11 protein-coding genes and 1 tRNA gene are annotated in these 16,251 nt (G+C 54.8%); 5 read left to right on the plus strand and 7 right to left on the minus strand.

Going from position 1 to position 16,251, the window contains the following annotated elements; genetic code table 11:
• The first annotated feature begins 285 nt into the window (after positions 1–285).
• Positions 286–720 carry a transposase gene (locus QZR18_RS03140; RefSeq protein ID WP_295910349.1) on the plus strand — a complete coding sequence of 145 codons (435 nt, stop codon included), beginning with the start codon at positions 286–288 and terminating at the stop codon, positions 718–720.
• A gap of 19 nt (positions 721–739) precedes the next feature.
• On the opposite strand, the gene QZR18_RS03145 is transcribed toward QZR18_RS03140, so the two are convergent.
• The 5 genes from QZR18_RS03145 to QZR18_RS03165 form a co-directional block, all read right to left on the minus strand.
• Positions 740–1,648 (minus strand): carbohydrate ABC transporter permease, encoded by a 909-nt coding sequence (locus tag QZR18_RS03145; protein WP_178707339.1) that lies wholly within the window; start codon positions 1,646–1,648, stop codon positions 740–742.
• Positions 1,645–2,676, minus strand: a complete 1,032-nt coding sequence (locus QZR18_RS03150; RefSeq protein ID WP_178707337.1) for a carbohydrate ABC transporter permease — start codon at positions 2,674–2,676, stop codon at positions 1,645–1,647. Before QZR18_RS03150 ends, QZR18_RS03145 begins: the two co-directional genes overlap by 4 nt.
• A 119-nt stretch (positions 2,677–2,795) precedes the next feature.
• Entirely contained in the window at positions 2,796–4,082 is a 1,287-nt protein-coding gene (locus QZR18_RS03155; protein ID WP_178707335.1) for an extracellular solute-binding protein, read from the minus strand.
• A gap of 41 nt (positions 4,083–4,123) precedes the next feature.
• Positions 4,124–5,365, minus strand: a complete 1,242-nt coding sequence (locus QZR18_RS03160; protein WP_178707333.1) for a hypothetical protein — start codon at positions 5,363–5,365, stop codon at positions 4,124–4,126.
• Positions 5,366–5,379: 14 nt separating this feature from the next.
• Positions 5,380–8,430, minus strand: a complete 3,051-nt coding sequence (locus tag QZR18_RS03165; protein WP_178707331.1) for an alpha-mannosidase — start codon at positions 8,428–8,430, stop codon at positions 5,380–5,382.
• A gap of 119 nt (positions 8,431–8,549) precedes the next feature.
• Here QZR18_RS03165 and QZR18_RS03170 point away from each other — a divergent pair, with 119 nt between their 5' ends.
• Positions 8,550–9,557 carry a LacI family DNA-binding transcriptional regulator gene (locus QZR18_RS03170; protein WP_178707328.1) on the plus strand — a complete coding sequence of 336 codons (1,008 nt, stop codon included), beginning with the start codon at positions 8,550–8,552 and terminating at the stop codon, positions 9,555–9,557.
• 102 nt (positions 9,558–9,659) lie between these two features.
• Entirely contained in the window at positions 9,660–11,075 is a 1,416-nt protein-coding gene (locus QZR18_RS03175; RefSeq protein ID WP_178707327.1) for an NAD(P)/FAD-dependent oxidoreductase, read from the plus strand.
• Positions 11,076–11,137: 62 nt separating this feature from the next.
• Here the strand turns inward: QZR18_RS03175 and QZR18_RS03180 are convergent.
• Both QZR18_RS03180 and QZR18_RS03185 read right to left on the minus strand, forming a co-directional pair.
• A tRNA-Val gene (locus tag QZR18_RS03180) sits at positions 11,138–11,211 on the minus strand.
• A gap of 142 nt (positions 11,212–11,353) precedes the next feature.
• On the minus strand, positions 11,354–11,752 hold the full coding sequence (locus QZR18_RS03185) for a DUF3052 domain-containing protein (protein ID WP_178707325.1): 399 nt from the start codon (positions 11,750–11,752) through the stop codon (positions 11,354–11,356).
• 279 nt (positions 11,753–12,031) lie between these two features.
• On the opposite strand from QZR18_RS03185, the gene aceE reads away from it, so the two are divergent.
• Together aceE and QZR18_RS03195 are read left to right on the plus strand one after the other, a co-directional pair.
• On the plus strand, positions 12,032–14,764 hold the full coding sequence (gene aceE, locus QZR18_RS03190; RefSeq protein ID WP_178707323.1) for a pyruvate dehydrogenase (acetyl-transferring), homodimeric type: 2,733 nt from the start codon (positions 12,032–12,034) through the stop codon (positions 14,762–14,764).
• Between the two features lie 219 nt (positions 14,765–14,983).
• Entirely contained in the window at positions 14,984–16,246 is a 1,263-nt protein-coding gene (locus QZR18_RS03195) for a hypothetical protein (RefSeq protein WP_178707321.1), read from the plus strand.
• Positions 16,247–16,251 lie beyond the last annotated feature (5 nt).

Here is a 16,251-nt window from a genome sequence, read left to right on the forward strand (position 1 = left end):
ACCTGGTGCCGGGAAGGTCTGGCACCGTGTACAAGAACTGGCTGGCCGAGCGCGGAAAAGACTTCCGTGCGGGGGTGCGAATCGCGACGCTAGATCCCCTTCCAGGGACAGCAAGAACGCCATCGCTTGGCCTGCTCCAAGGACGCAACCAGCGTGCCAGGCGCCTGTCACATCGTCACACTCGCCGGGGGACGACCCAGGTGAGGTACGCCGCCGCGTCCAGCAAGACACGACCGGTCACCGCGGACGCAGGGGGGGGATCGCCTCTACCAAATCCGGCTTCTCCTGCGCGCCTCGCGTGATCGGCTCACCAAGCGTCAACGGGAACGACTCCATGCAGCCTTCATTGCCGACGAGGCGCACATCGGTGTCGAAGTCGCCTACCACTGCGCCCAGCAAGTCCGAGACGTCTTCCACCAAGCCACACCCGTCCAAGCCCAACGCCTGGCCACGCACCTCATCGAGAGACTACCAATGTGTCCCATCCCCGAAATCACCCGCCTAGGCCGGACCCCACGCAAGTGGAAGGACGCCTTCTTAGCCTACCTCGACACAGGCGGAGCCAGCAACAGGCCAACAGAAGCCATCAACGGACATTATCGAACTAGGCAGACGCACCACCAGAGGCTACCGCAACCCTACCAACCACCAACTCCGAATACTCCTCATCGCAGGAAGCCTAGACGCCTCCACCCACACTCAACTCTGAAGAGCCCATAAAGCGATCACTGCCCGATACTCAGCCCTTGACGCCGCCTGCCTCAACGCCCTTGAAGAAGTACTTCTGTGCAAAGGCAAAGAGAACGATCAAGGGGATCAAAGCAATCATCGTTCCAGCCGCAACGACGCGTTGGTCTGTACCAAATGATGACTGAAGATACTGCATACCAACCGTCAAGGTGTACTTCTCAGGCTCGTTCAAAACAACCAACGGCCACAGGAAGTCATCCCACGCACCGATAAAGGACATAAGCGCCACAACCGATGCCATACCTTTGACATTTGGCCACACGATGTGGCGTAGACGCTGGTATGTGGTTGCGCCGTCAATTGCTGCTGCATCCAGAATCGAATTTGGGATGGCGCGTGCTGCGGTGTACATCAACAGCACATTCATCGCTGAAATTGCACCTGGAAGGAACACCCCGACGAGGCTGTTCGCAGCACCCAAAGACTTGATAGTGAGGTACTGAGAAGTCAGCGTCACTTCACCGGGAAGCAGCAGGGTTGACAGCATGATTGCCATGAACAGCCCCTTGCCCCTGAACTTCATCTGCGCAAAGGCATAACCAGCAAAGGTCGAGAAAACAACATTTGTCAGCACTGTTCCAATACCAACAAGCAGCGAGTGCCAGGCGTAGCTAATGACAGGAACTGTTCGTAAAACTTCTGAGTAATTATCCAGTGTTGGGTTACTCGGGATCAGGCTGGGTGGGAACGCATAAATATCATCCCCAGGCCCTTTGAGGGAGGTCGAGAGTTCCCAAAGGAAGGGGCCAACTGTGATAACGAAACAGAAAAGTAGCAGCAGATAACGACCGATGAAACCGGGAAGCGTTGGCTTGTCAAAACCCGCTTCTCCACGTCGCCTCCACGGAAGCTCACGTCTGGGGGTTTCACTTCGAGTATTCACGGTTGCGGTACTCATTCCCTGATCCCTTCCGTGTTTGATACGCCTACTTCGGCAAGTTCCTCGCGCTCAACGTGGGCATCCGTCTCCTTCAGAGACGTCTGGTCTTTAAGCCGCAATTCATGCGCCTTCTGTGCTTCCTTGGACTTCTTCCGCAGGCGAAGAGCAGCACGGATTTCAGGTCCCTGATTAATCCACGCAACCAGCAAGAGAGGACCAATAGTCAGGAAGAAGAGAGCTACCGACAGCGCGGAAGCATAGCCAAGATTTCCGCGGAGTCCCTTTCCGGTTGCTTGAATCAACATCACAATTGACTGAGCTTGACCGCCTGGCCCACCAGATCCATTGGTCAGCACGTAAATCTCAGAGAAGATTCGCATTGCCGAGACCGTAATGAGCGCTGAGATTAGCAACATTGCTGGCTTGACGGCAGGGACGGTTACGGTCCAGAAACGACGCCACGCGCCCGCACCATCCAGTGCGGCAGCCTCGTGTAGTTCCTTATTTACGCCGGCAAGAGCCGCAAGATACACGACCATGTAGTAGCCGAGGCCCTTCCACACTGTCAGCGACGTTGACGACAGAAGAATGAGCCAGCGATCAACGAGGAAGTTAATCGAGTGGTCCGTCATACCGACGAATTGCAGCGATTGGTTAATAAGACCCTTCGAGTCAAATAGCCAGGACCAGATAATACCGACCACCACGACCGAGGCGATGACCGGGAAGTAATAGCTCGTCCGGAAAATAGAAATTCCGGGGACTTTTTTCTCAACCAGTAGTGCGAGCAGAAGAGGAAGGAAAGTCAGTAGGGGGACACAGACCAGAACGTAAACCAGTGAGGTCGTCAGAGCGTAGCCAAAGCGCTCGTCACTGAAGAGAGTGACAAAATTCGTCAGTCCAATAAACTTGGCAGGCTTGAGCGGGCGCGCATCAGTAAATGCAAGAACAACGGTGTTCAAGAAAGGCCAGATGGAAAATACCAAGACCCAAATGACCGCCGGCGCAAGCAGGAGATAGGGAGTTAGCTTTGAGTGGGATTTCATGTGTTGTTCCTCCTTATCCCAAAGAAAGTCGGTACACAGAGCCGCCACTGATAACAAGAGCGGCGGGGACGGTGGTGTTGGGAGAAGCTAGCTCCCAACACCACCAAGTGATCAGAGAATCACTTTGCCAGGTTATCGTTGCAGTACTTGACTGCCTTATCAAGGGCGTCCTTAGAGGAGATTTCACCCTTCACAGCAAGAGCAAGCTGCTGCTTGACGTAGGTACCCATCTCGTCGGTGAACTGCAGCGGAGACTGCTCAACGGTGTTGGGCAGTTCCTTTGCGGCCAGCTCAGTGGCCTTCTTCTGCAGGTCAAGAGAGACAACAGAGGTGAAAGCCTCGGGCTTCTCGTTACCGGCCTTGGTTCCGGGGAAGAAGCCCTGAGCGATCTTAACGAACTCAACCTGGTTCTTCGTATTGGTCACGTACTGTGCAAACTTCACGGCAGCGGCCTGGTTCTTAGAGTTCTTCGCAACCGAGATACCCTGGATGAACACCGGTGCGTGGCCGATGCGCGGGGTAACCTCGGTCTGATCGATCAGAGAAGGAGCATCTGCCTTAAGCGCGGATGCAAAGCCAGCTGAACCGGTGGTCCAGGTGCTCTTCCCCTGCTTGTAAAGCGCCGCATTGCCCTGGTAGTCAGCGTTCAGGGCCTCGGCAGGCATTGCGCCATCCTTGTAGGCCTTCTGGAACTGGTCGATAATCTTGGCAGCTTCATCGGTGTTGAAGACGAACTTTCCGTCCTTGTAGATATCAATACCAGCAGCAGAGAAGGTACCAATGTCGGGAACGGAGGAGATCATCTTGACCTCGCCGTTGCTGGCCTTAGCAACATTCGAGGCCATCGAAAAGAGTTCGTCGAGGGTGGTCGGAAGCTTAGAGGTATCGACACCTACTTCTTTCATCTTGCCAACGTTGTACCAGTTCAGATCGGTACCCAGGTACCAGGGGTATCCATAGTGCCCCTCGATATTGGGGAACTGGTAGGCCTTTGCAGCACTATCGACATACTCGGAGACCTTCGCTCCTTCAACCTTGTCAAGATCGACAAGAAGTCCGGTATCCGCAAGCTTGTATGCGAAGCCCGGGGGCAGGTTCAGAACATCGGGAAGTTCACCGGAGTTAGCTTGCTGGAGGATCTTGTCCTCGTAGCCGTCGCCGGGCTGATCAATCCACTTGACCTTGATGTCGGGGTTCTCAGCCTCGAAGTCCTTCACCAACTGCTCGAAGTAGGGGGTGAAACGATCGTTCTTTAGTGACCAAGTCTGGAAGGAAATCTCAGTAGTGCCGCCTGCTGAGCTAGAAGCACTAGAGGTGGAGCTTGCACCGGATCCGCCGGTGCAAGCGGCGAGGCTAAACGCCGCAGCAAGTGCGACACCAGTCACGATAGTGCGCGTCTTACGCATGGTCTTCTCCTTCGAAGGTTTTTTCGTTGAACGCTGTGGAATTAGGAATCCCACGTTGAGAGGAAAATATTCTTTTCCTCGTCCTTGCTCTCGCCCGAAGAACGATAACAAGAACGATTCAATTCGATTCGACGGACATCGCCCGCTAATGCGAGTTCCATCCAGCGATCGAAATATTCGTGCCGAGCGTCGGTGTCGACGCGCGTCCACTCCTGTGCAGTCAGGGGGAGGGACGAACGTTGCTCACCAAGAGCTCGCGCATCCGCCCAACGCTGAGCAGCACGATGGAAGGCCTCTCCAATGGGTTTTGGATTGCCATCCTGTCCCAACAGTCCCAAGGAATGCTCGAGTGCCGGGAAATCTGAGAGGTCACGGGAGACATCGTGGGAGCACCACCAGGTGACTCCTTCGAGGCCGGGAGATACTCCGCCACCTCGTTCTCCCATGAGAATTTCTACGGTGTCTGTGAGGAACTGAGGAGCCTCTTCTGGATCCACGTAGTTCTCAGGTGCACCGATTTCTTGAAGCCATACGCCACGCGAGGGGTCCTCGGCCCACGCAGCTGCGAGTTCGCACAGGTAACGGGCAAACCACACGAGCTGCGGGGCACGAGCACCAAGACGCGGACCAACCCGACCAAAAATCCATGAATGGACAGTGGTGAGATCTCCCAATGACGTGGCCATTTGGGGAGAAAAAGGCTGGTCGTTTTCAAACCATAGATCGTCATCATGACTGTGGGTGCGAACGCCTTCGGGCCACTCTTCACGGGCAGTACCGAGCATTTGCTCCAACCAGCGTCCCGCTTCTTCCTCAGTGACTTTGTGAGGGAAAGGATGACGCGATGCGGCAAATTGGAAGAACTCATTGCCAATCGACAAGCCACTAGCAGCGGGGATGCCACGCAGCGCCTGTGCCATCTCGCTGATCAGATTGCGTTCTGCTTGAACGACATCCGGGTCAGTAAAGAGATTGCGTCGATGCCACGAGGTGACCCACGAAGGTAGGAAGTCAAAAGATGAGAGGTGTCCTTGAAGGACATCCACAGTCACCTGAAGACCGCACTCCCCCGCAATTTCAACCACGGTTGCAACATCGTCAATTGCCTTTGAGCGAATGAGAGTGCGATTGGGTTGAAGGAGCGGCCAGATCGGGAAAATCCTCACGTGGTCGGCACCGATAGCGCGGATCGCGTGGAAATCATCCCGCACGGCCTCGGAGTCAAAATCCAACCATGAATGGAACCATCCCTGCCGCGGAGTGTAGTTCACACCGAACTTCATGACGACTCACCTATTCACTTCGCGAAGGAAACCCGCAGCGTAGTGATCTGGAAGGCAGACAGATCGAAGGTCCACTTCCCTTGGCCGCCGCGGAGCTCGGGTTCGCTATCGCTCGGACGGTAACGCAGATCGCAAGCTGTGACAGAGCCAGCTTTAGGGGCACGGAATGTGACGCGTGAGGGCCCACCTTCAGCCTCGTACAGGCGGATCACAAGGTCACCACTGCGGTCAGGAGCCAAAGCAACTGACTCAACGACCGCACCACTAACACTAAAAGGAGCTTCGACGGGAGCGCCGCTGACCTCTCGCTCACCCAGGTTAATCTGCTGACCGGCAGCGACTGCCTCGAGAACCGAGGCATCGGGAACGATCCTAAAGTTCCACTGGTGCTGTCCCTGATCCTGATCGGGATCGGGGAATCGGGCCGACTTCACCAAGGTTGCGCGCACCTGCGACCAGGTACCTCGCCTGTCATTTTGGTGACGCGTGACATCCCACCCATAGGTGGCATCGTTTGCGATCGCCCACGAACGCGAGGCATTTTCCAAGCGGATCCAGCGGTGAGCAGAAACCTCAAAGCGGTAGGCATCCCACGAGGTATTCTCATGGGTTGGACGGGTAATGTACCCCATCTGCGTTTCGTACTGGGCGTGATCGGTGTGTAATTCAACCGGGATCGAAAGCTTGAGAAGCTTTTCATGCTCGTGCCAATCGGCCTCAACATGGAGGTCAATTGCTTTGCTTCCCGAGGTGAAAATCCAGACCAGCTCCATGCTGGAAGAATCAATACGCGCGGTGGAATGAATCTCTACCCGATCGTGTTCGACGACGACATTGGACACCGAACGATCGGTGACAACACGTAGTGAATTGCGGTAGAAGGGATCCAAATCCCAGGCGTCCCACATATTCGGGAAGTCCTGATGAATATGGAACTCTCCGGCCTTTTGACCGGCAGGAATCCATTCACGATCAGATTCAATTTCTCGCAGAGAGGTGAGTTCGCCACTTGCAGAAACACGCGCCTTAAAGAAGGCGTTCGTAATTTCGTAGCCATCGTCAACCTGGAGCAGGTGAACTCCCTGGGAGTCCTTTTCTTCCGCAGGCGCAGCAACCGACAGAGGTGCAGTTCCACGAAGCGGGAAGGAGGACGCATTAGCAAGCAATTCCCCGCTTTGGCCGTCCTTGCTTGACGCAGTAAGAACCGTGAGCGCCTTCTGAATGAGCGCTTCACAACCTTCGCGAATCTGCTTGTGAAGCTCACGGACTTCGCGGTAAACCCAAGCGATCGATGTTCCGGGCAGGATGTCGTGGAACTGGCAGAGCAAAAGGGTGCGCCAGTAAGAACGAAGCTCCTCATAGGGGTAATCCATCAAGCCTTGAATCGCAGCGTAAGAACACCACAGTTCAGTCTCGCGCAGGATTGACTCGCCGCGGCGGTTCCCTTGCTTCGCATCGATCTGTGAGGTGAAAGTGCCGCGGTGCAGCTCAAGATAGAGCTCACCAACCCACACCGGGATCTGGTCAGCATCTTCCAAAGCCCGATCAAAGAACTGCTTGGGAGTTTCCATGACAACTTCAGGGGCGCCGCGTAGTGAACGGAAGCGGTCAATGCGCTCAAGCATTTCACGGGTGGGACCGCCACCGCCGTCACCGTAGCCGAAGGGCATCAGGGAAACACTTGCATGTCCCTTGTCCTTGAAGTTCTCGACGGCGTGAGTGAGGTTTTGGCCGGTGACTTCCGCACCGTAGGTGTCCATCGGCGGGAAGTGCGTAAAGATTCGCGATCCATCAATGCCTTCCCACAACAGGGTGTGGTGCGGGAAGGTATTGACCTGGTTCCATGAAATCTTTTGCGTCAGGAAGCGTTCGATTCCGGCTTCTCGAGCAATTTGAGGAAGCGCGGCAGAGTAGCCAAAAGAGTCAGGAAGCCAGATTTCTTGGCACGAGGCGCCAAGTTCATTTTCGAAGAAGTCCAAGCCCTCAACCAGCTGGCGGCACATTGCCTCGCCGCCGGGAAGGACAGCATCCGGTTCGACCCACATTCCGCCTACGGGAACGATTCGGCCCTTTGCGACGAGCTCACGTACGCGCTCGAAAAGTTCAGGATCGTCTTCCTTCAGCCAGGCGACATGCTGGGCAGCAGGAAGGGCGAAGATCAAGGAAGAACCGTCCTCGATAAGACGGACGACGTTGGCAAGAGTCCTGTTGACCTTGCGACGCGTTTCGCGCAGTGGCCACAGCCATGCAGAGTCAATATGTGCATGGCCAACAGCGCTGATTCGGTGTGCTCCGGGGTAAGCAGCAGCCTCCATGAAAGGCTTCAGAAGTTGACGTGCTGCGCCGGCAGTTCCAACCACATCGTCAAGATCGAGGCAATCGAGCGCACGATTGAGTCCCAGCAGGACATCCCATTCATGATCACCAAAGTGAGGCGCTGCCTCGATCATCTCGTGCAGAACTTGAATATCCAGTGCCAGTCCGTAGACATCTTCGTTTACGACGACAAGGTCTGCTTGGCGGAAGTGGTACAGCTCCTGGTGCGAAGCAGTGAGCTTATCGCCATCATGAGTGGGCTGGAAGGGAGGAATGCCCAAAAGCAAGGGGTTTGCCGCTGCCTCAATGACGTAGTCGATGTTACTTCCGGCCTTTTGCGCGACAGGAAGCCACCGGCTTCGAGGGTTCAGGGCCTTGATAGTCTTCCCTGACAGGTCCCTGACCAGTGCTTCAGCATGGAAACCTACCGAGTGTTCCTCGAATCCCAGATCAATGCGAAGCTCAAGACGCTGACCTTGCAAAAGTTCCACGTCGTTGGGAACTTGACCATGGAGCTTGAACCACGTTGTCTGCCATGCTCCGCCCCATGTCTGTCCCAACTCAAAAGGAGTGAAGTCGGCTTTCATGGCCTGCGCAAAACGAACTGGCTCCGAGATGACACCATCTTCTAAGGGCTGGCGCCACTGAGTGACATGCAGTGAAGAAATCTTCGTGTACTCGCGCGGAAGGATTCGTTCCTTCAATGTGCGTGTCACACGCTGCATGAGGATTTCTTGATTATCGTGCATCACGTCTCCGTCTTCTGCAGTGCTTCTACTTCGAGGCACTGCGTTTAGAATAGCAACTAATCCGGTTTAGTACGAGGTAAACTTGTAACAATCCGATTACGACCAGAGAAGGTATCGCAATGGCGCGTCCAACAATCCGTGATATTGCGCGAGAAGCAGGCGTTTCCCGCGCAGCCGTATCATTCGCCCTCAACGATCGTCCCGGCGTTTCGCCTACCACGCGAGCAAGAATAATCGATATCGCAGCCAAGATGGGATGGCGCCCAAATGCAACAGCACGTGCACTTTCTTCCTCACGTTCCAACGCAATTGGCTTGGTCTTGCAACGTCCACGTGTCAATAATTCTTCAGAACGTTTCTTCTTCGAATTCATTACCGGTGTCCAAGATGCCTTAGACAACAGCGGCATTGATCTCCTCCTCCACCTTTCCCACTCAATGGAAGAAGAACTTAAGGCATATGAAAACTGGTGGGCTCAAGGACGCGTCGACGGAACAATCGTGGTTGACCCTCGCGACGATGATCCCCGTCCATCAAAGCTCAATGAATACGGGCTTCCAACCGTCGTTATCGGGCAAAAGTTTGATGAATGCGGCGCGGTTATTGGTGACGACGAACAAATGGTGCGCCTTCTTGCACTTCACTTGGCCGAGCAGGGATGCCGACACATTGCATTCGTCTGCGGCTCTTCATCCTTCACACACATCCAGCAGCGCATTACCACCCTGCACAATTTTGGTCAGGAGAACGCAATCTCAATCACTATCGCGGCGAATAACGAGTTTTCTGAGGCCTCGGCGCTTCATGCAACACGAGCACTATTAGCTAAAAGCAACCTCCCCGACGGGATCATCTTCGCTAACGAAATCTTGACCTTGGGCGGCTTACAGGCAATTGCTCATGCGGGGCTGAAAACCGGTAAGGATATTAAGGTTTGCTCCTGCGAAGACTCCCCTATGTTAGGAATGTTCTCTCCCGCTGTTACTGCAATATCTCGAAATCCTGCAACACTTGGGTTTGCAGGTGCACAACTCCTTCTAGAACAGCTACAGGGTGAAAACCCCCGTACAGTTTCCGATCAAGAACCCACGCTTATCGTTCGGTCTTCAACCACGTCAACCCAATAAGCTACTCATCCTCTATTCGGAGATGAGTGAAAACACATGCGTATACCTTTGATGGGGATAGGGATTTTAGTAAGCTTTCCCTTATCTAATTAAGGAAGGTATATGCCTCGTCATCGTATTGTCATCATTGGTTCCGGCTTTGCAGGATTGACTGCCGCACGTCGCCTCAAGCATGCAAATGCAGACATCACCATTCTTGCCCGTACATCACACCATCTTTTCCAGCCGCTCCTCTATCAGGTTGCTACTGGAATTCTTTCTGAGGGCGATATCGCGCCAACGACGCGTGAAATTTTACGCAAGCAAAAGAACGTCGAGGTCTTCCAGGCACTCGTCGAAGATATTGACGTCGAGAACCGAATTGTCAAGTGGCGTAACCACAACAAGCACGAGCAGACCGAATACGACACGCTGATCGTGGCCGCGGGCGCCGGCCAGTCCTACTTCGGCAACGATCACTTCGCGGTCTTCGCGCCGGGCATGAAGACGATCGACGACGCCCTCGAGCTACGTGCGCGTATTTTCGGCGCCTTCGAGCTGGCCGAGATCGAGACCGACCCGGCTGCGGTCGAGAAGCTCCTAACCTTCGTCGTCGTGGGCGCCGGCCCGACCGGCGTGGAGATGGCAGGACAGATCCGAGAGCTGGCCTCTAAGACACTCAAGGGTGAATTCCGGCGGATCGATCCAACTCAGGCACGAGTCATTTTGGTTGATGGCGCCTCCTACCCGCTGCCGCCTTTCGGCGAAAAACTTGGCCATAAGACCTGGGAAGAACTGGAAAAGCTCGGCGTTGAGCTCAAAATGGATGCTTTTGTCACCAATGTTGACGCTGAAGGTGTGACCCTGAAGTACAAATCAGGTGAAGAAGAAACCATCGAATGTGTCTGCAAGGTATGGGCAGCAGGCGTTTCAGCCAGCCCCCTTGGAGCACAGATCGCAAAGGCCACGGGTGCTGAGGTTGATCGAGCAGGCCGCGTCCTGGTCAATAAGGATCTGACTCTTCCCGGCCACCCTGAAATCTTTGTCCTGGGTGACATGATGGCCTTCCCAGGTGTCCCCGGAGTGGCACAGGGAGCAATCCAGTCGGCGCGTTTCGCTGCAGATACGGTTCTAGCTCGCCTCGACAAGCGCTCCCCCAAGCGAAGTGAATTCTCATACTTCGACAAGGGATCCATGGCGACCATTGCCCGCTTTAAGGCTGTCGTGCAGATGGGCAAGATGGAACTGACTGGTTTCATGGCATGGATTTCATGGTGTTTCCTCCACCTGCTCTACATTGTTGGCTTTAAGTCGCAGGTGGGAACGCTGGTGAACTGGTTCTTCAGTTTCCTTTCCGGCGCTCGTTCTCAGCGCACGACCACAAACCAGCAATTGGTTGCACGTCTAGCGATGGAGCAGCTGGGTAGCGGAGTTTCCGGCAAGCTTGTCGCCGGAGAAGACGTCGTCGAAGAGATTGTTCAGGCAGCCCAAGAAGAATCTCACGAGGCCGAGGGTTCGCAGTCGGATAACGCTGAGTAGACACCGCGTAAGTCTGCAAAAAGATTGGGGTCGGAAGCTTAAAGCTTCCGACCCCAATTCTGTGGGCCCTACCGGGCTCGAACCGATGACCTTCTGGGTGTAAACCAGATGCTCTAGCCAACTGAGCTAAAGGCCCAAAGCACGTTCTTTAATGAACGCACCAGTACAGCATAGAGTACAAGCAGCAATTACTTGGAATCAGACGCTGTGAGATGCATTGCGCACACTGCAAAAGAGTGAGCATAATGCGGTCACGCAAGACGAAATCGCGCGAAAACTCAGTGCTTTCTTGAACGTGCGGTGAGACGGATTCCGGCCCATTCAGGAGCCAGCGCACTCGCTGAAGTCGCGTGGAGACCGGCAGTGTGAGCAGCTTCTTCAACATCAGAAACCGGGACAGTTCCGGGGCGTCCAGGCTTGGGAATCAAGACCCAGATCAGTCCTCCATCGTCAAGGTTTGACATGGCATCAACCAACAGGTCCGCCAGATCTTCCTCTTCGGCATCATCCGCGCGCCACCATACGATCGCTCCATCGACGACATCTTCGTAGTCGGGATCGACAAGCTGATGACCGCTCTCTTCTTCAGCAAGTTGGCGCAGCGCTTGATCCGCATCATCGTCAACGTAGAACTCTTGAATAATCTGACCCTTCGTGAACCCTAGCTTGACACTCACTGGAGTTCCCCTTCGAGCCACGACACAGACAGTGTTACATCGCTTTTCACGGCTTCAATCGTAATGCACACAGCGCAATTATTTTTTATTTCTCTCGATTCCTGTGATTTTCTCAGCAAAGCACCATCTTTGGCCTTGACAAATGAGGCGTGAATCATGGGCCAGAAGTCCCATTTTCACTCGCATTTTCCACTCGCAGGTACCAAAATAGACCTGTAAGCACGAGGGCGTGCCCCACCAGGCGCTTCCGCTAAGTTAATCAGAGGAGTTCGAGATCCAGTGAGCGAGAACCACCCCGTCGTCAACGGGTTACTCAGCCAGGTACCCGACAATGACCCCGCAGAAACCTCAGAATGGGTCGAGTCACTGAGTGGCCTGATCGAAGAAAAGGGCGGCCCACGTGCACGCTACATCTTGCTGCACATGCTCGATGAGGCACGCCGTAAGGGAATCCAACTTCCTCAGGAATACACGACCCCCTACGTCAACACGATTCCTGTCGATCAAGAACCTTACTTCCCCGGTGACGAGGCCATGGAACGCCAGTACCGCCGTTGGATCCGCTGGAACGCAGCGGTCCAGGTCACCAGGGCTCAGCGTCCGGGTGTCAAGGTCGGTGGACACATCTCCTCCTACGCCTCGGTTTCAACGCTCTACGAGGTTGGCCTCAACCACTTCTTCCGCGGTAAGGATCACCCGGGCGGCGGTGACCACGTATTCTTCCAAGGCCATGCCTCTCCCGGACCTTACGCACGCGCTTTCATTGAAGGGCGTCTCTCCGAAGAAGAGATGGACGGATTCCGTCAACAGGTTTCCACTCCTCACGGACTCCCCTCTTACCCCCACCCTCGCCAACTCCCCCACTTCTGGGAGTTCCCGACCGTCTCCCTTGGCCTCGGGCCAGCAGAGGCGATCTACCAAGCCTGGTTTGATAAGTACCTGCACCTGCGTGGCATTAAAGACACCTCATTGCAGCGCACATGGGCCTTCTTGGGCGATGGCGAAATGGACGAGCCTGAATCGCGTGGCATGCTTCAGCTTGCCGCGCAGCAGGGCCTGGACAACCTGACTTTCGTCGTGAACTGCAACCTGCAGCGCCTTGATGGCCCTGTTCGCGGCAATGGCAAGATCATCCAGGAACTCGAAGCCTTCTTCAAGGGTGCGGGTTGGAACGTTATTAAGGTCATCTGGGGTCGTGGTTGGGACCAGCTCTTGGCCTCAGATAAGGATGACGCGCTTATTCACTTGATGAACGAAACTCTGGATGGTGACTACCAGACCTTCGGTGCAAATGATGGTGCATACATTCGTGAGCACTTCTTTGGCCGCGATCCGCGGACCAAGGCAATGGTTCAAAACTGGACCGACGATCAGATCTGGGCGTTGCAGCGCGGCGGCCACGACTACCGAAAGGTGTACGCCGCCTACAAGGCTGCAACCGAGCACACCGGTCAACCGACCGTTATCTTGGCTCACACCATTAAGGGCTATGCGTTGGGTAGTCACTTCGCTGGTCGTAACTCGACGCACCAGATGAAGAAGCTCACCGTGGAAGACGCGAAGCTTCTGCGCGATCGCCTGCAGCTTCCCATCACCGATGAAGAGCTGGAACGCGATCCCTACATGCCTCCCTACTACATGCCGCCGGCAGATCACCCGGCTCTGCTGTACATGAAGGAACTGCGTGAGAAGCTGGGCGGTTGGGTTCCCGAGCGCCGCGATCACCAGCCGAAGCTCCCTGAGCTTCCCTCGAAGCCTTTCGAGGCTCTTTCTAAGGGATCCGGCAAGCTCGAAGTTGCCACCACTATGGCTTTGGTGCGCCTGATCAAGGACCTCATCAAGGACAAGAACGTCGGCAAGTACTTCGTTCCGATCATCCCCGACGAGGCACGCACCTTCGGTCTGGATGCCATCTTCCCCTCGGCGAAGATCTTCAACACGACGGGTCAGGCCTACACTCCGGTTGACGCAGATATGATGCTGTCCTACCGCGAGTCCGAGCAAGGTCAGGTTCTGCACACCGGTATTACCGAGGCCGGTAGTGCGGCAGCATTCCAGGTGGTCGGCACCGCCTACGCCACTCACAACCTGCCGATGGTTCCCTTCTACATCTTCTATTCGATGTTCGGCTTCCAACGCACGGGCGATCAGTTCTGGGCTGCTGGCGATCAACTCTCGAAGGGCTTTGTTATCGGTGCAACCGCTGGGCGTACAACCCTCACCGGTGAAGGCCTGCAGCACATGGATGGCAACTCCCCCGTTCTGGCATCCACTAACCGCGCCTTTGTCACATACGATCCCGCTTATGCCTACGAATTGCGGTACATCATGGCCGACGGCCTTGAACGTATGTACGGCGATGCAGGTGGACGCGATCCGAATGTCATGTACTACCTGACGGTGTACAACGAGCCCATTCACCAGCCAGCAGAGCCCGAAAACCTTGATGTCAACGGGCTTATTAAGGGCATCTACAAAGTCGACGATCATGCGAACTTCGGAGGCCCGAAGGCTCAGCTGCTCGCATCCGGTGTCGGCGTGCCGTGGGCACGCGAGGCACGAGAGCTGCTTGCACGTGATTGGGGTGTCGACGCGGCAGTTTGGTCGGTCACCTCGTGGACCGAGCTCCGTCGCGAGGCCCTGGACGTGGAAGAGTTCAACTTCCTCCACCCGAACGAGCCTCAGCGCACACCCTTTGTTTCCAGCCAGCTGCAGGGAACTGAAGGCCCCTTCGTGGCGTCTTCTGACTTTGACCGCCTTCTGCCCGACCAGATTCGTCAGTGGGTGCCCGGTGACTACTACGTCTTGGGTGCTGATGGCTTTGGCTTCTCTGATACTCGTCGCGCGGCTCGCCGTTGGTTCCACATCGATGCCGAGTCGATGACGGTTCGCGTTCTGAAGGCACTGGCTGACCGTGGTCAGATTGATCCTTCGGTTGTTCAGCAGGCGATCGACCGCTATCAGCTGTTCAACTACGCGATTTCCGGAGCGGATCACACCGGCGAAGAGTAAACACTTCTCAGCCTGCGTAACGACAAGTGCAGGCAAAGCTCAGTGGGTGGTGAGGTTCTCGAAACCTCACCACCCACTTTTCGTTCTGCTATCAATACAACACAGATTAAAAGCAGGAGTCTGAAAGTCGAAACTGCTTGCGCTCTTTCAGCCTCTGGCGTAGTGTCTGTTGTGTAGGCATCGATGCACCGTGTCAGTGGCGATATGGAGGCAAGTGGCGTGTTACCTGAATCTGCAGTGCTTACCCCCCTTCAGCAGCACTGTATCGGAACTCCCCAATCAAGCTACAACGGGATTGAAACAATCTCATGGGATTTCACAACAAATGTTGATGCAATGTTTGCTGCCGACACCCTATTCCAAACTTTGATTGATAACCTTACCAACGCAGCGAACGACGCTTATGCCGCTAGACGTATCATGGATGGTCAGGCAGCAGCGTGCGTTCCACTGGCGCGAGGAGATTTAAGTCGTATCGAAAACTCGGCATTAGACATCGCAACACTCGTTAAGAGTTTGCGGAGTACACTATCTACCTACGCGTGGAATATGAGAAAAATCCGCGACGACTTCCGATCGATAACTGCTGACGCACAAAAGGCATCTCTAGCCGTCAGTACCTGCGGAGAAAGCGCGTTTATTCATCTAGAGGATTCCCAACGCGCATCCCTACAGTCTTTGTTCGATTCTTTAGCTCAGCGATGCTCATGGGCAAAAACTGCAATGGAGCGAGCAAACTACGAATTTAGTACTGACCTTGCCAAAATCGACACAAGCTTTGTTGAACAATTACTCTTGGATCTGGTTGAACGTTTTAAAGATAAGTTCATTCCCCCTAGGGGACATAACGCAGCCTTCAACATGCCAAAGTATCTTCACGGGTTACTCTCCGATGGCGCAAAGACTGTACATGGCATCTATTTGTACGCTGAACACGCTTCCTTCTCACCCGGTGAGCAGTTTAAAAACGCGTCAAAATTAGGACGTTTTCTTGCGCGCGGAGAATTTGAGAATTGGAAGCCGCAACGTGGTAGACACGCAAAAATCACCATCGAAACTCCACTTGAGCCCCTACCCCGCTCTGGAGCTACAGGAACAGCAGAAGTAGCAACGACGACTAGTACACTCCCAAAGTCTGTCACTCTTATCGAAAAAGGGGGCAAGATTGGAGGTGGTGCAATCGCGATCCTTGGCGGCGGAATTACTGCTTACGAGTCCTACCAATCCGATACCTACCACCATCCCGAAATGGGCGAAGGGACAAAAATCGCACGTGCCGGCATCAAAGGTGCATTAAGTGCTGGTGGCGGCTGGGGCGGCGCAGTGCTAGGCGCAAAAGTTGGGGCGGCAGTCGGAGCCTCGCTAGGTCCTCTCGGAATTGTTGCAGGAAGTATAGTCGGTGGTCTTCTAGGCGGGTGGCTAGGAGGCAACATCGGCAACGGTAGCGCAACACTTTTCAACAGTTACGCACTGTCCTCTTAGGGAAA

The sequence above is a fragment of the uncultured Actinomyces sp. genome, from assembly GCA_900541895.1.
In the GTDB taxonomy this organism is placed as follows: Bacteria; Actinomycetota; Actinomycetes; order Actinomycetales; family Actinomycetaceae; genus Pauljensenia.